Origin of the sequence: Marinobacter sp. (assembly GCF_041687235.1) — a bacterium.
Taxonomy (GTDB): domain Bacteria; phylum Pseudomonadota; class Gammaproteobacteria; order Pseudomonadales; family Oleiphilaceae; genus Marinobacter.
This window is the reverse complement of the sequence record NZ_JAWLCH010000006.1, coordinates 15,132-34,771: the sequence shown is the minus strand read 5'-3', so window position 1 is coordinate 34,771 and position 19,640 is coordinate 15,132. Positions and strand designations below refer to the sequence as shown.

Annotated in this window: 15 protein-coding genes; 1 reads left to right on the top strand and 14 read right to left on the bottom strand. The window is 45.5% G+C overall.

Annotated features, from left to right (window positions below; genetic code table 11):
• Positions 1–28: 28 nt before the first annotated feature.
• From ACESMK_RS10145 to ACESMK_RS10115, 7 genes are all read right to left on the bottom strand, one after another.
• Complete coding sequence (locus ACESMK_RS10145; RefSeq protein ID WP_372997855.1) at positions 29–1,024, bottom strand: glycosyltransferase family 2 protein; 996 nt, start codon at positions 1,022–1,024, stop codon at positions 29–31.
• Positions 1,024–2,799 carry an ABC transporter ATP-binding protein gene (locus ACESMK_RS10140; RefSeq protein WP_372997853.1) on the bottom strand — a complete coding sequence of 592 codons (1,776 nt, stop codon included), beginning with the start codon at positions 2,797–2,799 and terminating at the stop codon, positions 1,024–1,026. The genes ACESMK_RS10145 and ACESMK_RS10140 overlap by 1 nt, the downstream gene beginning before the upstream one ends.
• A gap of 89 nt (positions 2,800–2,888) precedes the next feature.
• Positions 2,889–4,064, bottom strand: coding sequence for a glycosyltransferase family 4 protein (locus ACESMK_RS10135; protein ID WP_372997851.1), 1,176 nt, complete (start codon positions 4,062–4,064; stop codon positions 2,889–2,891).
• 1,329 nt (positions 4,065–5,393) lie between these two features.
• Entirely contained in the window at positions 5,394–6,467 is a 1,074-nt protein-coding gene (locus tag ACESMK_RS10130) for a hypothetical protein (RefSeq protein ID WP_372997849.1), read from the bottom strand.
• Positions 6,468–7,072: 605 nt separating this feature from the next.
• Positions 7,073–8,251, bottom strand: coding sequence for a glycosyltransferase (locus tag ACESMK_RS10125; protein WP_372997847.1), 1,179 nt, complete (start codon positions 8,249–8,251; stop codon positions 7,073–7,075).
• 392 nt (positions 8,252–8,643) lie between these two features.
• Complete coding sequence (locus ACESMK_RS10120) at positions 8,644–9,921, bottom strand: O-antigen ligase family protein (protein ID WP_372997845.1); 1,278 nt, start codon at positions 9,919–9,921, stop codon at positions 8,644–8,646.
• Complete coding sequence (locus ACESMK_RS10115; protein ID WP_372997843.1) at positions 9,908–10,342, bottom strand: low molecular weight phosphatase family protein; 435 nt, start codon at positions 10,340–10,342, stop codon at positions 9,908–9,910. Before ACESMK_RS10115 ends, ACESMK_RS10120 begins: the two co-directional genes overlap by 14 nt.
• Positions 10,343–10,504: 162 nt before the next feature.
• Here ACESMK_RS10115 and ACESMK_RS10110 point away from each other — a divergent pair, with 162 nt between their 5' ends.
• On the top strand, positions 10,505–11,689 hold the full coding sequence (locus ACESMK_RS10110) for an ATP-grasp domain-containing protein (RefSeq protein ID WP_372997841.1): 1,185 nt from the start codon (positions 10,505–10,507) through the stop codon (positions 11,687–11,689).
• A gap of 5 nt (positions 11,690–11,694) precedes the next feature.
• On the opposite strand, the gene ACESMK_RS10105 is transcribed toward ACESMK_RS10110, so the two are convergent.
• The 7 genes from ACESMK_RS10105 to ACESMK_RS10075 are packed head-to-tail and all read right to left on the bottom strand — an operon-like array spanning position 11,695 to position 19,619.
• Positions 11,695–13,029: a phenylacetate--CoA ligase family protein gene (locus tag ACESMK_RS10105; protein ID WP_372997839.1), complete on the bottom strand. Its 1,335-nt coding sequence runs from the start codon at positions 13,027–13,029 to the stop codon at positions 11,695–11,697.
• Entirely contained in the window at positions 13,010–14,227 is a 1,218-nt protein-coding gene (locus ACESMK_RS10100; protein ID WP_372997837.1) for a glycosyltransferase family 4 protein, read from the bottom strand. The genes ACESMK_RS10105 and ACESMK_RS10100 overlap by 20 nt, the downstream gene beginning before the upstream one ends.
• Positions 14,228–14,277: 50 nt before the next feature.
• Positions 14,278–15,321, bottom strand: coding sequence for a polysaccharide deacetylase family protein (locus tag ACESMK_RS10095; RefSeq protein WP_372997835.1), 1,044 nt, complete (start codon positions 15,319–15,321; stop codon positions 14,278–14,280).
• A complete protein-coding gene (locus tag ACESMK_RS10090; protein ID WP_372997833.1) occupies positions 15,318–16,430 on the bottom strand; it encodes a glycosyltransferase family 4 protein in 1,113 nt (370 codons plus the stop codon). The genes ACESMK_RS10095 and ACESMK_RS10090 overlap by 4 nt, the downstream gene beginning before the upstream one ends.
• Positions 16,431–16,450: 20 nt before the next feature.
• Complete coding sequence (locus tag ACESMK_RS10085) at positions 16,451–17,425, bottom strand: GNAT family N-acetyltransferase (protein WP_372997831.1); 975 nt, start codon at positions 17,423–17,425, stop codon at positions 16,451–16,453.
• Entirely contained in the window at positions 17,422–18,735 is a 1,314-nt protein-coding gene (locus tag ACESMK_RS10080) for a FemAB family XrtA/PEP-CTERM system-associated protein (protein WP_372997829.1), read from the bottom strand. Before ACESMK_RS10080 ends, ACESMK_RS10085 begins: the two co-directional genes overlap by 4 nt.
• Before the next feature lie 17 nt (positions 18,736–18,752).
• Positions 18,753–19,619: an XrtA system polysaccharide deacetylase gene (locus ACESMK_RS10075; RefSeq protein WP_372997827.1), complete on the bottom strand. Its 867-nt coding sequence runs from the start codon at positions 19,617–19,619 to the stop codon at positions 18,753–18,755.
• Positions 19,620–19,640 lie beyond the last annotated feature (21 nt).

The window sequence follows — 19,640 nt, the reverse complement described above, 5'->3', positions numbered from 1 at the left end:
AATCAGATCAATGAAAAATGACTTAATATTATTGTCGACCCCAACCGATAATCCACAACCGTAGCATTTTCCAATTTCTCATGACTTGGAGCTTATTATAAAACTTCTGTCGAGAACGTCCGGGCCGAAGACTCACCAACAGCCCTAAACTGCCCATAACTACCGAGCGAATCGATAGGCTTAATGGATAGATCGCCCTACCAAATATGCGCCTACGTGCAATCACATTCATTAGATACAGCGCGGAAGCTGCTCCTTCCACATACTTTTTCCTGAAAAACTCTTCCGTGTATTCGACGTCTTTTAACCGATGCCCGACCGGAGCCGATGGGAAATACAGTATTTTCCGTTTATCCTGCAGCAGCCTGTAAAATATGAGAGTTTCCTCGCCGGCCAGCAAACTCTCCCCTTTCCTGCCGAGCTGATCAGAGAAACCGCCATACTGCATTAGAATATCCCTTCTACAACAGAAATTCTTACCAAAAAATTCATATTCTCGGCTATTAATCAAAAAAGCCTCATCACCATAATTGAGCTGTACAAAAAAAGCACCATATCGCTCCAAATACCACCAAGGCTTTGGCTTGTCCCAAATTACATAGATGCGACTGAAAAGCGCATCTGGTGCGTTTTCTGAAATAGCTAAAACAAACTCAGACAACCAATTGCTTTGGATATCAGCGTCATCATCTGTGAACAGAAGGTAAAGGCCCTTCGCAGCGGACAACGCCATGTTTCTGGCCGCCGAAAGACCTTGCTCTGATTGAAAGCAATGACGAACTCTGAATGGAGAATTTCTGCTGAATTCTTCAATAATACGGGCGGTTGAATCCGACGAATTGTTATCGACTACAATCACCTCAATAAGATCGGCATCTTCAATAAGACAACTCGAGATTTCAGACAACGTCAGAGACAACGAGTCACAATTGTTATAAGTGCAGATGACTACAGAAATGAGAGGTTTCATTGCTGAACCCGAATCTATATCCTCTTCGATTAGAACAATTTCTGAATCTGCCATTATGTGATGCTCGACTTATCCATTAATTCGCGAAAATGATGATCCTTCTCGGCAAGCTCTGAGAGCGAACCTTCCTGAACAATCTCCCCAGCGTCCATCAGAAAAATATGGTCGGACATTTTAATAGCTGCCGGCCTATGAGAAACAATGAAAATAATACGGTCAGATTTCAGCGATTCCATCGTTTTCATGAAATTAAATTCAGACTCAATGTCCAACGCGCTGGTGGGCTCATCTAGCACTAAAATTCGCGCATTGTTGTAAAGTGCTCTTGCTATACCAATCCGCTGCTTCTGGCCCCCGCTAATTGCCCGGCCATCCTGCGCCAAATTTGTTTCAATTCCATGGGGCAATCTCCTAACAAACTCTGAAGCATTGGCCAACTCCAGGCACTGCCAAACACGTTCTAAATCCGCATCTGATTCGTCACAGCCAAACGCGACGTTCTTAATGACGCTGTCATCCAGTATAAAAATAGATTGACCGACGTAGCCAACTTGCCCCTGAAACGCAGAAGAGTCAGCGAATTGCACCAGTTCACCGTTAACCTTCAAGACGCCCGAGGTTGGCTCGAGCAAAAACAACAGCAAGTCTGTGACTGTAGACTTTCCGCTGCCTGAAGGACCCACAATGGAATAAATCCTTCCCTGTTTCAGCGACAGAGATACTTGTTTGACTGCGAACCTTTCCGCTCCAGGATATTGGTAAGAGACTTTATCCAACTCTATTGTGGAAACGACTTCACCAACGTCACTTTTTTGGTATTGCCTTTTCGAAGGTGTATCAGCCTCAGGCAACTCCTGAAGCAGAGTCTTTACTAAATCTCCGTGACCACTGAGCGAAGAAATTGATTTGTACATCTGTTGCATCGTAGGCAGCAATTTATAACCTGCGAGCGCATATATACTTAAAACGCTTACTACACCAGAGAATTCAGTTCCGCTCAAAACTAATATGATTGCAAGAACCAGGATGGCTGAAAACGATATTGCTTCCATCAGGTAGCGCGGCAACTCACCGGCTTGAGCAATAAAAGCTTGAGCATTGAGTCCTCGAATATTTTCCTTATCAAATTTTCGCTTATAAAACTGCTCAAGTTTCTTCAGTTTCAAATCTTTAATGCCCGCGTAAGACTCCGACTGAATTTTTTGAATCATTCGGTTCCTAGCAAATATTACTTTTCCGAGATAATTAACTCTCTTCCTGATCAAAAGATACATTAAAAGATAAGAACCGCCCACAACAAAAGTCGCAGACAGAGCGAGTATCGGATCTAGAATTATGAGGCCGATGGCAATAATGAATGCAACAAGAGCCTGACTGATCAATAGCAGGAAAGGCTGAAGTAACATATAGACAAATCGCAAAGTCTCTTGGGAAACCATTGAAATCTTGCTGTTATAATTATTAATTTTGTGATCAATATAGTCTCTCATCAAATACTGATGATAAAGCCTCCGTTGAAGCGAACTTCCAACCCCAACCGTGAAGCGAAAAGTGAGCCATGTTGAAAAAGCTGAAAATGCGTTGGAAAAGACAATAATCCCCAAAGAAATGACAGCAAGAAAAATAACGAAATCTCTATTATTATCAAAAGCGAAAACTTGGTAAAGATAGGAAAGGACGAAATTGCTTTCTATCAATCCGGGATTGGAAAGAACCGAAATAAAAGGACCGATACTCGCAACGCCGGCCACTTGAAATATTGCATTGAACAGGTACACAAATTGTATTTTTTTGTACCTACCCCAGTATCCTTTTTTCAGGACCAACAAGATTTTTCTAATTACTGAGACAATATACAATTTGAAGCACTCTTTTGGTTTATGATCAAGCCATTCATATTCTATATACGTTGCGCCCGTTACTCAATTTTTGCCAAATTTTTATCAAACAATTCAGTCAAACGCATAATTTGGGTCTCCTTTGAAAACTCCTTAAGCATTCTTTCCCTGGCGTTTTTCGCCATCCGCGCTTGCTCATCGGGACAATCTAGAAGCGTGCTGATGATTGATGCCAACTGCGAATGGTTGCCAGGCTCAAAGTGCTTACCAGTCTGACCATCTACTATTGCCTCTCGGAGCCCCAATAGGTCGGACAGCACCAATGGGAGGCCGGAGGACTGCATTTCAATGCTGGATACAGTAAAGGAATCCCACCCGACCGACGCTATCAGACCTAGGTAACAGCTTCGATGAATTCTGTTCAGATCTTCCCTATATCCACCAAAATGCACATACTCCTTAGCGGATTCAGTCAGTTCACTGCCGAATTTTTCGGCTTGTTGCGCGGTATTCCCACAAAGGACAAAAGCAAAATCACTTCGCTCCTCAGCAAGCCTATTGGCAGCCGCCATAATCACGGATATGCCTTTTCTTTCCTCAAAGTGCCCAGAGTAAAAGATCAACTTAGTATTCCTAGAATATCCCAAAAGGTCGTGGGCATAAAAGATGTCCTGAATATCTGGACAATATTTGTTCGTATCTATACCGATCGGACAAATCGCAGTCTTACTTTCGAGTATTCCGCGCCCATGCGTAGCGGTCCTCTGCATACCCAATGATTCAAAAACATAGAAATCTGGACCATATTTAATTATTTTGTTATAAATTTTCTTTATCACTAATTTAATTCCGCTATTAATACTGCTCATTGGAGCGCCATAATATGAAATTATCTTTTTGACCCCTGCTTTTCTTGCCAACTTGTAATACGGTCGATTTGGCGGCTGATCAAACCCAAATATTAATTTAACATTGTTTCTTACCAGGTAATCATAAAAATAACGAAGCTCGTCATTTTTACTTGATTTTGGATCAAACTTGATTACATTTTTAAAGCTGTCAGGGACATAATACGGCAAGCCTGAGTGATATGAGGTGTATGATAAATGAACATCAGATATTTCGTCTGTTACCCTCAATGCGGCTTCCCAAAATGCTTTCTCTAGCGTACCAATTGCATATCCCGTATTCGATTTGCAGTGATAAAGGATGAGAATTGAAGGTTTCGGTCTCAGATTGTCAACAGGCATTTTCATGAGTCATATTCCATAAAACGTACTTTTACATACTTTACTTAGGATTCGTTGCACAGACAACGATGTCGTGTACCAACTAAAATGGGTCCGGAACATAATATCTAATCGAAAAGGTGCAATCCATTATCAATGAAATTCGACAACCCCATTAAGACAGCGTAGGAATGTACTTCGGCTAAACGTTATCTGAACGATAATTTGCTCTACACTCTAATCTTATTGAAAACTTGGTCCGAAAGCCTCTAGCGCTTACCGGAACTACTACAAACTTTTTAACGCTTATTAATTATGTCGGATTTTTTAAATAATCATTCAATCGTAAAAGGAGTTGATACTTTCGGCGACAAGCGATTTCCTTTGAAGCTAACTCATAGTAGTTTAGACACTTATGCCAACACCACCTCTAGCCGGCGAGCAAACGATAATTAATCGTTGCAAAACATATCGAAAGATACAAAAATGACAATCAATGGACCTTATTACCAAGATAGCAGCACCTAGAACACTTTAATCAACAATTAGTATTGGCACTTTAGAAATGCTTCATGCCGCCCAAGAGGACCGGAGTCAAATTTAATAGATTTTTCGATTATCAGATCTGAAAACTAGATAAGCGTAACAAAAAGGATCACGCTAGTCTTGAAAATTAAATCACCCCCGCAAAAATATGATAATCCATCAATAAACAATTTCACTTCATCACTGTGGCTGGGAAACAAAAATAAATTATTATTCTAAAAATTATTACGACTTGTAATTAACCAATCGAACGAAATATGGATCCCTTGTTAGTAAAATCGAATTAGATGGCAACAAAAGCCGGTCTGCCAAACCATCTGAAAAGCCGTAATTAAGTTAGAACAACACCAGATTCACAAGGCTGAATCATACCGGTAACGAACACCATTCAGAGGATTGCATTTAGAGAATCAGCGGCGCTAATGTAGAAGACCGATACCTTGGCGATAAAGCCTGGCGAGCGAAAGACACTCAAAAAGTCGTTATTAGCTACCTCACAATAAACAGGTTCAATTTAGGCTGAAGCTGACCTGAAAGCAAGCAGATGGAGGTGTGCTAATCCCAAAACACACCAGCCCCATCCACACCAAGTATTTTCAGCACTATTTCAGAAACGAAGAACAGAATGCTTCGATATTTTATCTAACTTTTTATGCAAATCATGAGGTTACCTATTCATCCAGTTCCATAATCCCAAGCTAACAGGAAGGACATTAAAAATGTAATTTTTCGATTCACGTTCTCTCTGTATCCCGTAAACTTAAAACTCACTAGCTACCGAGAATGAATATGGCCATGGGCCCCAAACGATCACTCGATTATTAAAGTCGGAGCATTAGGCCGGAAGTCGCTGTCGCCTGCAACTTCAATTGCAGATAAATCTATCGAATCGACATCATCACTTACAATTAGATTATCGACCAAATAGGTGACATCCTGGTTATAACCAGTATTGCTCCAACCTAAAAGATAGCCGGAGTTTATATAATTTTGATTTCCACCATAAAAATTCCCATTCTTAACATCGATGAGCTTTTCTGTAATAGAACTACCAGTTTCCGCCCTCCTTTGAATCCAGAACTCAACCACTCCATCATTAGAGGTTTCAGATGTGGGCATCTGGATATGAAATGTTCTTCTTTGCCAATGGCCCTTGTCGACCTCTGGATCTATGATTATCTTCTCCCCCATCGAAAAACCCATGTCTTTGAACCAGCGTCGTTGTCCAGTTGCCGGGTCTTTCGTCGAAAAATTCATAGTTGGAAATGAAGTGCCGTCAAGCGGCAGCGGACCGGTAGAATCCTGTCGCTTGAACAACCTCCCAATAATTAAGGTTGGGTTCAAACCAGAATATGTGTCTGCGTATAGAGCGAGCACTTTATGCCCGCCCCCGAACCAATTGGTAGCGCCAGCGGAATCGGCATCTCTATAGTGGTAATTTCTTGGGATATACTTGTCATACTGAATCCAAATATTCTGGAGACCATCTGCACCACTAGGCAAAGCCTCCGGGTTCAAAGCAAATCGTTGCTCCGACCATGCATCTTCCGACAAATCGTCGGTTCCTTCATACTCAAAACTAATGACACAATCGATGCAGCCGCCTGTTCTCAAGTCCGACGGGACGGCGCTGTCGACTTTACTATTCTTCGGAGAGCTGGGAACAATTTCACCAATGCCCGGAATGGAACCACTTAGACTTAGAACCGTTGTCTCAACTCCGGGCGAAAAATTAACAGAGTTTTTTGAGGTAAGCACCTTGTTGTAACCATCAGAAAAGCCGGTGTGACCTTCGTAGCCCTCGAAGTTGTCGTGATAATCGAAAGCCACTGCACTTGAAAAACCAAACGTGGTTAACAAAAATAAGACAAATGTCAGTTTCATAAGAGTTCGCCTGTTGTACTCAGCTATAGGGTTCAGTGCTTACATCCGTTGAAGCACCTATTGATCGAATTTTAAACGATTTCCTTGGCTAAGTCCTCTGTCTTTCAGTCATAAAGTTCTTCTGATTGTAATTTTCCGTTAACAGAGATCTTTAATGCCAAAACTAAAGGACAACAAGTCCAGATTACTATACCTACATGTAGTATTTATAATCATGTACTAATCTAGTGCCCTTAGGAAAATATCAAATTTAATTAAATCACAAGCATTCGAAAAATAAGCTCAAAAGTATCTAGTTTTACTCAATCAAAAGCTGACATATAGCTTAGTATAAAAATTGGTTTTACGGCCAACAAAAAACTGAACGTTGTGACAACACATTTCCGACGATGAGCTTTCGAACATTAAAAAATCTTTAGATACTTTTCAATATAGAAAAAAGCTCAGGAAGCTTCAAGTTCAGCTGGCTCTATATTTTACCAACTATTTAAAAAATAATAACTGAATTATAAACCTGATTAACTAGGAATTATAAGCGATGTTAAATTCGGCTAAAATGAATTAAGCTATTCAGGGAACTCTGAAACATGATAATTTAGAAAAATTTATTGACCTGAGTAAGAATTAAGTATTATTGATGCATCGCTTAAATCTCCCTTAGGGACGCTTCCTTTATATTTAGCCTCAGGACTGTTAACCTTCACGAAAATCTCCGAAGACCTACCCCATTGCTGATTGGCTTCGATTTTTCTTATCACTGATACAAGATTTTCAGTTGTTATCTCAGGAGAGATATTTTCAATAGCCCATTTTAACGGATCAAATTGGTCAAAATGATCCTTAATCCAAATAATCGCAGACAAAAGGCTATCATCGTCAGCAAGAAGACCCGTCAAAGAGTTAATATAATCCTTTCTTACACCAACGTTATTTTTATGAAGAATGACAGGAACTCCAGAAAACATTGTTTCAAATAAAGATCTATTACTCCCCTCTTTTAAAGAGAGCAAAACATTACAATAGCTACTATTTATTAGTTCATTAAGCTTTTCCTTATTAATACTTTCATAAATATCAATAAAATCTTTTACTTCATAATAATCCATCAAGTCAAAGATCACTTCTCTATCTGATCCAGCGGCACCACAAGCAATTGCAGCTCGAAAACATGGGTCAACGGTCACCGCCTTGGAAATAGCTTTGAAAAATATATGATGACGTTTTATTCTGTTGTAATTCGTTACATACAGAACGTCATATACCTTTTTTGTTCCAGAGATAGGATAAAAATAACTATCATCAACCCAGTTGCTCGAGCCTATAGGAATTCCATTGAGATTATCACTCACTAAAGTAAGAAAATTAAGGTCGCAAGAATCTGTAGCCTGAATGATCACAGGATTATTTAAACTAGCCCAAACAATAATCTCGGGGAGGCAATAGCCCGCCCAACTTGGTTCCAGAACGATATAGTAATCTTCAGAAATACGATTAAAGTCATATTTTTGGAAAAGGACACCGAAGGAATTTGTAAACTTTAATAATATAATGCCTTTTTCAAGTACGACTGAATTCCGCATTAAAGGAGCTTTCAGAATTATTGCTCTTCCCATTGCGAGGGAAATTTCCGTTTCCTTGTAATACTTATTTTTTATATAATTGGTTGCATAGTCGATCATAGCAGATCGATTTTTTATTAATAATTCCTGAGCTAACCCTGACTGTCCGTTTGATATGCGGTGAGCGCTCATTAAATTTTTAAAATATTTTTCTTTTTTACCCAAACAATAGAACACGAATGCGGACATTATCATTAATGAACTTATTGCAGGTCGGCAACACCGGTCTACAAAATCATTTAAAAACCAATATATTATCGCAGGATTTCGGATAGATAATATCAACTTTCTAAACATAATATATTTTCAGCCATGGCGAACAATCTTTAATAGGCTTGAAATCGACTATTACACTTCTTAGAATTTTAATAATAGTATAAAATAATATTATTTTATTCTAAAATTTCAAAAAGTATCTCAGTTCAAGCATTTGGGTAGAATTATCGTACCATTGTTAGGCTTTTAGCTTTAGGTCGAATAATACAACCATTTTATCACCTCGCTAGAATACTATTATCGATATAATAAAGCGTGAGCTTCCCATAGAGATTTAAAGTTTAGACATTTGAATGCGCGGTTCTTTTTCGTGCTATATTTTTGAGGGCTGTAACCATCGATAAGTGAATCCATAAAAATGGATAGTAAGCGACAGTTACAAACTGCCCAGCAACAACGAATCCGATTAAGGAATAATTGAAAGCGGTTGCCAATTTTGATTCCATTAATATCATTTCGCTTTTCTCTTTCCCAAGGGCCCTTGTGACGAAAAACGAATACAAAATAATAGCAGTGTATATACTCAGGCCTAAAAATCCGGCGTCTGTTCCTACTTGGATAAATATATTGTGGGGTAATTGGGCATTTTTATAAAGCATGTCATCGACGTAATACGTCTCATAGTATGGTATGAAATTAAAATAGCCAACACCGACTACTGGATGATCCAGCATCATCTCCCAGCCATTTTGCCAATAAAGCAATCTTTGTTGAGAGGTCTTATCTTCTCCCATTGAGGAGAAGCGTTGTTTTTGTTCGTCGGGCAAGAATGACCAGAAAACTGACGCCCCCAGTGCGATAGCGATCAGAATTTTTGGTCTAGTAATTCTGTGGAAATATTTTTTGACGAATTGCGCGAAGAGAGCAAGCTGTCCTCCCCGTGTGCTTGAGCCTAAAATAACTGCCCAAGCAGTAATTGGCATCGCCATGCAGATAACATACATCCATTTAGAAAGGTAAGGTTTCAGAAATACAGTCAGAGCTAAAGCCACAGGCCAATACACTACCATCTGAATGGCGAGCTCCCCAGAATTTTGGAAAAAACCAGGTGGTCCCATGAGACCCCATCCTGTGAAAGTGAAGCTGCGGCCTGCCCATGTCATTGCAAGGGATGCTGAAATTTTAAAAGAAGCCAATAAAAATATAAGAAAGAAAATGAAAAAACGTTGCCTCGTATTAACAATACAAATTATTAAAAAGTAAATCACAATCCAACTGTACAGCTTATCAAGGTTGTTATAGGAGACTTGAGGCCAGTAGGCAGACATGCTTGAAATTATTATGATAAGTAGGAAAGTTATTAAAAGCTTGTTTCCAAATGATGAAACCCATTTTACGGTTTTATCGAAAAAACATCCGATTAATGCCCCTAAAACAGCTAGCTGTGCCCAAGGTAAAATATCCAGAAAGGGGAGAATAGATTGAGGTCTGACATATTCAAAAAAAAGATATACACAGATCATCCAAAAAGCAAAACTTTCGGATCGAAATGCTCGCCAAAGCTTCGATACTTTGAGAGAAAAGAGGTCTTCATCAGTGATTATCTTATTGCCTCCCACACAACCTCCGCACCGATGAAATCACACACTCCTCGCAATGATGAAAGAAATGTAAATTACAGTTATAAGGATCATGTAAATACGGCAAAGGGTCTGGACAGAAAAGACCTGCCAAAATTATTTTATGCTGATTAGAAACCTGCTGTTGGAATTTTTTAAGGTGTTTTGGTTCCATCACCACGATAAGGTCATCAGGCAGGAAGTCAAACTGATCGACTCGCTTCGTTTCATGAACACTCAGGTCAAGGCCCAGTGTTTTACCGAATTCAAAAGCTCTGGGGTCTGCGGGAAAGCCAACACCGCAATCAAGGCCACAAGAATCCGCCTTTAAACCCAGGCTGCGGGCGTAATATTCCGCGAGCGGGCTGCGGCAGATGTTACCGCTACATATAAACACCACCCTTTGACCAGGTTTGGGCATCACCCCCCTAAAGCTGTTGTACCGACCCATCTTTGCCAGAAAGGAATGCCACATAAACCTCAGGAAACCCTTTTTGGATCCGTAGCGGTCATATATGATCTTTTCCAGCTTCAACTTAGTTTTTTTCAGCACGTGACCAACAATTGGTGAGGCACAGATATCATGGAAGAAAGGGCTTTAGTTCTCGATGGAAACCAGCGTGCAGCACTTGCAGCCGTCAGGTCACTTGGCTGCCGGGGGCTCTGGATCTGTGTGGGTGAAATCACCGATACCTCCTTGTCTGGCTGTTCCAGGTTTTGTCAGAGTAATGAATCCTATCATGACCCCTACGAGTCACCCAGGCAGTTTTTTGATGACCTGTGCCGCATTATCGAAACCAAAAAGATCACGTTTCTGTTACCAATAACAGAGGCAACCACCTACGCGGTTCTGCGTTACAAATCAGAGCTGCCCGCATCGGTCACACTGCCGCTTCCCGACTCCGATCAGGTTGAGATGATCGCTAACAAAAACCGGCTTTTTCGACTCGCCCTCGAAAACGGAGTTCCTGTGCCTGAGAGCATATTCTGCAACAATCGCCAGGAAGGGCTAGACGCCATTGGCTCGGTCACAAGCTATCCGGTTGTATTAAAGCCTGCCAAGTCTCGTATTTTACATGATAACTGCATCGAACCAACCAGCGTGATGGCCGTTCATTCTCGAAAACAAGCTGAGGATGCGCTGCAGCAACATGCGTTCTTCGAAAGCCCATTCACTATCCAGAAATTTGTCGAAGGCAAGGGCCAGGGTGTCTTCGCACTTTATGATCGCGGTCACGCAGTGTGCTTTTTTGCACACCGCCGACTTCGCGAAAAACCGCCTGAAGGCGGGGTCAGTGTGCTTTGTGAATCAGCCCCGGTACCGGAAAACCTGAAGCAATATGCCCGTACCCTTCTAGACGCCGCCAATTGGCATGGCGTTGCTATGGTGGAATTTCGTGTAACGCCACAGGGCGACCCCTACCTTATGGAGATCAACCCCAGATTCTGGGGCTCCCTTCAACTTGCGATCGACTCGGGCGTTGATTTTCCTTACTGGCTTTACCAAATCACCAACGGCAATGAACTGGGCAACCTGCCCCCGCAGGAACACAGGCGGGTTCGCTGGCTGCTGGGTGATCTGGATCGGTTGTATCTCGTCCTCAAAGCACCTTTCAGTCGTTACTCTTTATGGAGCAAACTCGGTTCGGTTTTCAGTTTTTTAAGACCGACCAGGAAAACCCGGCATGAGGTGAACCGCCTGAGTGACTTTCGTCCTTTTATCTATGAATTAAAACAGTACCTAAAATCCCTTGGTCCGGGGCGCTAGACGCATCACAAATTACATTTCACAAGCCTGAGCTTACCCGACTTTTCTCTGGCAATTTCACTCACAATTTCGACATCAAAGACAACGTCAGCCGAAATATCTCGCTTCAAGTCACGAATCAAAATGGTTTTTATCTCATCATTCCAACCCTTGTTGGGAATAACCCTTACCAGAATCCTGTCTTTTGCTTCCTGAATTGCCTGGAATTGGCTGAATGCATTGGTTCTGGACTGAATGCCTTCAAAAACGTAAATCACTGCTTCTGGATGAACCTTCTTACCAGAAGGCAGCTCCAGAACATCGTATGCCCGCCCATGAATAGATTCGATGACCGGGAAATAACGACCGCAAGAACAAACAGCGTCTGATAACGTTGCGTAGTCCCCAAGCCGGTAGCGAATCATCGGCGTTGAGACGTTGAAAAAATCGGTGACCAGAATCTCCCCAGAACCAGAACCAGAACCGTCGTTATCGATTTCCAGATAGAGATTATCCGCCATAACGTGCATTGCGCCCTTCTCACACTCATGGGCGATCGAACCTACCTCTCCACAACCGTATTCGTTGAATACCTGAACTCCAAAAGCCTGCGAGATGATTTCTCGGGAACCTGGCGTAAGAATTTCGGATGTGGTGATGACAGCTCGCAGGGAGGGGATCGGAGGCAGACCCTGTTCAATCACGAACCGTGCAAATATTTCAATGACGCTCACATAACCATAAATATATCCGGGCTTGAATTTTAGCGCTTCAGAAAAGTATTGCGATAATGAATCATTTGTTAGATCAAACGCAGAAACTCGTTTTCGATTTGCAGCAAGGTCTGTCAACCCTGCCTTAAATTTACCAATGCCGGAGTGCGGAACACCCCAAAAACGCAGTTGCGGCTCTGAGATCCGGACGTTGGCCCATTCATAGGCTCTTGCTGTCGCGCACCGTTCGCGGGCCAGAGCCATCGGATTTTTGAACAACTTCACCGGCTGGCCGGTTGATCCACCAGTGGTTTTACTGGACCGGAAAACCTTTTTGCACCCGTCCGACATGTCGTCCAGGCGATTCATCAGGTCAGATTTTGTAATTGCCGGCAGACTGGCGAAGCTTTCAAAGCTCTCAACCTTGCCAGGTTTGAATCCGGCTTCTGTGTACAGGTCCCGATAGAATTTAGAGTTTTTAAACGCGTAATCCACGAGTGAACTTAATTTTTCTAGCTGGTAACTCCGCAGCTCCTCAGCACTCATCCACTGATTGTTTCGGTAACGCCCCATCATTAAAGCGATCGGCTCGCCCTTCGCCAATGTGGCAGGGTAAAAAAATAGATACTTAGACAGGTTCTTCTGCACGATTATTCGCTTCCTTGTGCCCTGGTGTTTCTGACAATATTTTCGCGTAAGCGTTTCCTATCGCGTGATATGAATAGTTTTTTCTTATCAATTCCGGGCCATTGCGCTGTAGTTCAGCTCGTAAATTCGGATCTTCAATCAACAATTTTATTTTTTCTACATACTGTTCTGCGGTGCTCGCAAAAACCACGTGCTTACCGTCCTCGACCGCAATACCTGCACAGGCGAAAGGGTCGGCGACAAGAGCGCATCCACAGGCAAGCGCATCAAGAATTTTGAGTTTGGTGCCGCCCCCATCCTTGATGGGGCAAACGTATATCTGAGCTGGCCAGAGATAATCCCGGACGTCATCAACGAAGCCATGAACAATAAAGTTGCTGTCAGCCCGACCCAATTCCTGAAATTTTGAGGTCGGATTTCGCCCCACAAGGTTCATCTTTACACCCGGGACTTCTTTTTTGAGTGGCAGCCAAACCTGATCGATAAAGAAGTTCATAGCATGCTGATTGGGGTACCAGGTAAGCCCCCCGGCGAATACAAGCGTTTCTGGTTCTCGGGTAACATCTTCGTTTGGATAGAAGTAACCACAATCTACACCGTTGGGAACGCAGACTGAGTTGCTTTTGCCGGTTATGCGATTCAGGTCGCTGGCATCTTCTTCGGAACAGGTAAGATTCGAGACAACACGGCGTCCAAAAGACTTTTCTTGCGCCCTCAGACGCTTGGCCTCAAGAGAAAAATAAAATTTCTTAACGGCATTCCCGGCGAGTTCTGCACGACGGAATAGCATGCTCGACTCAACGTTATGGTGATTGAGGTAAACAGGAAGACCATCAAACAAATCTGAATAAACGCAGAGGCTGATTGTATCCACATGCACGGCGTCAAAGTTCGTGTCGTTCACCACCTGTCTGATCTTCGCCCTGGCCTCTTCGCTGTCCAACCAGGCCATGTTGTAGGCCCTCCCCGTCAATAGCGCCTTGAGTGCCATTCGGTAACGCCCTCCGAGCTGAACATGTTCCGGTATATCCAGAAACGTCACAGATTCCGTGAACTCTCCCAGCTTTTCCCTGGCGTGGTCTAATGGATTCGTGGTTCCAGGCAAACTGTCTTTCAGTAAATTGTTTTGATTGAACGCCACCAGAGTTACATCATGGTAGTTGGACAATTCACGAAGCAGGTTGTAGGAACGCTGCAACACGCCCCCTTTTGGCGGATAGGGTATAAGATGCGATAACCATAAGACCTTCATTTTATGAGCGTGCCCTTCACGTATTCAACCCACGAACAGTATTGAAAAAAATCCACCTCGTTGTCTGGAAACGTGAAACGAGGCAAAGAAAACGATTCATTACCCAGACCTTTTGGAGTGACATATCCGGGGACTGCAGAAACGGCAGCCTTGAACCCTGTGTCCTTCGCCAGTTTCATCTCACGCTCCGAGAAGTCGCCTGCTCGCCCAACGGGATAACAGAAAACCTCGCTGGCTCTTGGCAATTCATTGCGAACCCTCTCGCTGGACAGCACAATCTCTTCCTTCGCTTCTTCCGCTCCCAATTGCGACAGAATATGGTGTGTTAAACCATGTGCCCCAAACCGAACGCCCTTGCCTTCCAGGTCCCTCGCCCGCTCCCAGCCGAGAGGCAGGTAGGGTTCCGGCGGCCTGACTGGAAGCTCAACACCGGTTTTATCTGCAAGGTCGGTTAGATAGGTTTTGGTTTCCGATTTATGCCGCGCATAGCGGGCCTTCATTGCCTGACGAATTTTATGGCCGGCGAATCGTTTTTCCGCAGAAGTTGATAACGGTAAATCCTGGACTTCACTTTCCGTTGAGAGAGCAATTCTGTCTTTGGTCGAATTCTCAAGCAGATAAGAAACCTGAGCATCCCAGGGCCAGCTTTTGCCGTCCATAAAATCGGTGATGAGGAAGCAGGTAAAGGGGCATTCGTGGGCAGAAAACACGTCATGGGCCGTTTCCACCTGGTGCAGGAACCCATCGTCCAGCGTGAACACGACAGCTTTATGGCGTTTCACCGCAGACTGATTAAAGGTATCCAGTGCCTCATCAAGGTCCAGGAAAGCATATCCGTGTTTTTTCAGCCGTTTGAGACAATCACTGACCATTTGCGGATCATGGCCGGGCCGGCCCCTTTCAGGGCTCTGAAACTGGTGCAGCATGAAAATGGGCAACAGCGGAGGTAGAAATGGGCGAACCATTTCTTCTACCACCCTGCTTGTCATGGATCTGACGAACAGATTTTTGAAACCCGTTGTACCGGAGGTACTACTCATACTAACTCCTGGTAAAGTGCTTCGTAATGATCGAGCATCGCCCGAACGGAAAAACTTTGCTTTGCCCTGTCTCTGGCCTGAACGTTCATGTTCTCAGGAATTTCCCCACGCACCACACGCAGCACCGCGTGGCTTATTGCCACCCTGTCAGCCACGGGTATCAGGATTCCGGTTTTGTCATGGTCCAGAATCTCTTCGGGGCCGCCACTGCGGGTTGAGACCACAGGAATGCCTGCCATCATTGCTTCAACGGTGGATATGGAGAAGCCTTCGGATGTGGAAGGCAATAAAAACACGTCCGCCTGGCAAAGCAGGTCCTGCACGTCGCTGCGAAAGCCCAGAAAGTGGATATTGCCGCCGACACCAACCTGCTCTATCTGTGCTTCAAGCTGGCTGAACAGGTCCTTGCGCTGATGCCCCACTATCACGAAATGCACGCCAGGATCCTGTGCCACAACATCCGCGACTGCATCCACCAGGTAAGGATAACCTTTTGCAGGCCGGATATTTCCAATTGAGATCACTATTTTAGTATCGGCCGCCAGGCCAAGTTCCTTTTTCAGTGCGTCGCCGGACCGTGGCTGAAATTTTTCCGGGTCTACCCCGTTGTAGATAAGCCTCAGCTTTTTTGTAGCCAGCGGGCTGCGGGCGCCCAGCTCTTCCTGCAGGCGCCGGGACACACATACAATCGCTTTTGCACCAATATTGATTAGCCGAAACTTGGTGGCCAGAAAACGTTCTTTGCTGGCAACATCGGCGCCACCGTGAAAAGTGGCAATCATGGGCACACGGGATACAATCGCTGCCAGGGCGCCGTAGATATTAGATCCGAGCAGGTGCGCATGTATCAGTGTTATTCCGTTTTTGCGGATCAAGCCCAGCAGTGTGGCAATATAGCCCAGATTGAAACTGCCTTTTGAATCGATGATCAATGGCTCGATGCCGATCTCGCGAACTGTGTCGGCCACCCAGCCTTCGCCCCGCAGCACAACGGTATGCTGGTAACGGTCTGAATCCAGACTTCGCAACAGAGTTGTGAAAACCGTCTCTGCCCCGCCTGGTCCGGTGGTATCAATCAGGTGGAGTATATGGATGGGCTTGGCTGGCATCGGTGTTTCATCTTCCCTGGTTAGCCTTTGAACCGATAGATCAGCCGGAACAACCAGCTGCGAACAATCATCACCGTGGCCATTGGTTCTTCATCCGTGGCGATGCGGGCCTTGTAATTTTCGTTTTTGCCGGTGCCTGCAAGCATATCGAATACACTGATATAACTGTCTTCAAAACACTGTTCTATGACATAACCGAAATGCAGTGTGCCCGGTGCAAGTTTTTTGTGGACATTGTCCGCAAAGCCGCCCTGGATGTTGTACACCCGCCCCTGATACTCAACATTGTACAGCACAGAGATCAGCCGGCCGTCGAGCCTTAGCTCTGAAAGTCGGGCTTTGCCGCCCTCCGAAGGCAGGCGTTCCAGAAACTTGCGCTGAAACATCATACCCTTTTCACCCCCGAAACAAGGGGAATCCCAGCGCTGCTGGTGGAACTGGTCCAGGCTGCTCAGGAAACTGTCATGGTCTTCGGAAGGAACATCCCGCACGGTGACTTCCCCGAGCGAGTTCAATACCTTGCGCCGGTTGTAGAGCCTCAGCCGGGTATTGCTCCCCAGAGAAGCGAGGTATTCCTGGAACGACCCGGTGGTGTTAACGCTGTAGGCGGTATCTTCCTCCAGCAGTCGCCATAACCAGCCTTTGTCCCCGGTGATCTTCTGCAACAGCTGGTACTCAGTGCTGTTGACACGGAAATCGCTGAGCACGGTTTCGGTCCACTTTCTGGAGGACAACAAGGCCATAAGCTTGTCATAGGCATTAGTGTCGGGGGTATCACCAAGTAGCGTGTTGTATTCAGTTCTGGGGGTCGCAATGCAACGATGGCTGGTGCCCACACATTCCAGAGCGTGGATCGGGAACCCCTTAAAGCGATAATGGGAAAGGTACACGCCGTTGGCACCGGCAGCGCCCTCGGTGACCGATTCGAAACCTGGCGTATCGCCCCAGGTCTCCCACCAGCTTTTTTGCCAGGCGTCGGTCTGAAATACACTCATGGCAGGTTCCTCACTATCATCGGCCCCATGATACGGGTAAACCAAACAGGCAACCGCTTCCACACTGCAATCAGAAGCCGGAATTTCGGGTTGTCCGGGTTCAGGCCCGGCAGCTCGCCTCCCTCTGGCAGGCAGTAATGCCAGTACAGGGGCACCGGAAAAGCACCCCACTGCTGTTTGAACCTGGCGGTGCCCGCATCCCGGCTGCAGCGGCCGAAATCGAACAGTTCAAAGCCCTGCTCTACTGCCAGCTGCAGCACTTTCCAATACATGGCCATGTTGATGCCAGTATGGTTATGCTCCCGCAGCGTCGAGGCCCAGGGGATTTCCATGCGTTTACCAAAACCGATTAAAAAGGCGCAGCCTGCGGGCTTTCCTTGAATCCGTGCCACAACCAGCGTTGCGTTGTTGCCCAGTTTTTTAAGCAGGTTGGCAAAGAAGCCCTTCCCGTACACGGGCGTACCAAGATCGCGCATGTTTCTGGCAAATACCCTGTAAAAATCGTCCAGCAATTCCACGCCGCCCACATCAATGCCGGAAACTTCCCGCTCTCCCCTACGCACCTGGGCACGGACTTTGGGTTGAAAGCTGTTCCACAACTCGGTTGGGTCTTTCGGCAGAGGCAGCCACCAGGTTATTTTCTCCGTGCGCTTGGGCAATTCGCTGAATTCATCAGAGGTGTGGCGCAATTCGATGTGAGCCGCGCCGCACTCCTTACGCCACTGGTCGGCCCTGTCTATTAATGCCTGTGCAAATGCCCGGTTGTCCGCCAGAACTCCGCCATAGTTGAAGTAAGGTAACGACACCATGAAATTGCCGAAGAGCCGGCTTTTTTGCTGCACCACTGGCAATGCGCCCCGGATCTGCCCTTCATGATCCAGGGCATAGAAATACTGGCAGCGATGGCGGCAGGTTTCGGTAATAAACTCCGGAATTTCCGGCGTATGCCACAGGGAGGCTGCTGGATGTCTGTGCACGTATTCCTGCACAATCCCTCTGGCGTTCGGATGCTCGGATAATACGGCGATCTGGAACGGGCTTTCAGGCTGCTCCAGAACAGCCCCGGGAATAAAAGGTTTTTCCGGTTGCCAAGTTTGCGTAATAGCCGCTGTTTCGTTGAGCTGCTTTTTCAGGGCCTTCTGGAGATTTTTAAGCTCGGCGGAAATGACCTGGAGTTCGGAAATCAGTGGAGCGCAGTCCTCATCGATTTTTCTGGCTTCGCCAACCCTGCGACTCAATCGCCCTTTCGCAGCCTTGAGGGCTTCGACACGTTCCCGGAGCTCCGTCTCTGTTGGAGTTGCTTCCTGCATACCCATAATGCAACCTCTCAGACTGCAACAGCTTCAGACGGCATATCCACGTCGGAGAACACATCCGATACCGTACCGAACCGGAAGTCTCCCAACAGCCGTTCGAGCCGGCCCTTGCATTTGTCGAGGTTATTGTAGTGCCGAAAACGTGAGAAAGCGCTGACGTCGACTCGAGGCTGACCCGGATCGATTTCCCAGGGGTGCAGATAGAATATAAAAGGCTGCCCTGCCTGATTGATCCGGCCCAGCCCCCACCGGCTTAACCAGTAAGGGTAGAGCCGGAAATAACCGCCGCCCGCAACCGGCATCCGATAGTTGCCCACCGGGCAGGTTGAGAGCGGAAACTCAAGCAAGGTGCCGCCGTTGGGGGCCTGTAAGCGGTATGGCTCGTGAGGCGTACCCGGCATGCCGTAGCGATCGTGGTGCACCGGGAATATGGATGAGTCCCAGGTGAAGCCTTCCTCGCAGAGAATATCCAGTGCCCAGCGAGACTTCGCGGTTATCGAATAGCTCGCCGCGCGATAGCCAAAGACCCGCTCACCCGTTATGTCTTCCAGTATCGCTTTTGATTTTCTGGTTTCTTCACGAAAAACGTCGGGGCTCTGATTGTAAACCAACTGATGACTGTATCCATGGCTTGCGATTTCGTGCCCCCCTTGCTGAATACGGCGGACAAGTTCCGGGGATCGCTCCGCAATCCAGCCAAGGGTGAAAAACGTGGCACGAAGGTCTTTCTGTTCAAGTAACTCCAGGAGCTCATCCGTATTTTTCTCGGCGCGGTATTCCATCGATGACCAGTCCTTGCGATCAATGGATTCCGCAAGTGCCGCTACCTGGAAATAATCTTCTACATCTATGGTCAGGGCGTTTCTGATCACGTCCATGTAACTCCGGAGTGTTCGAAT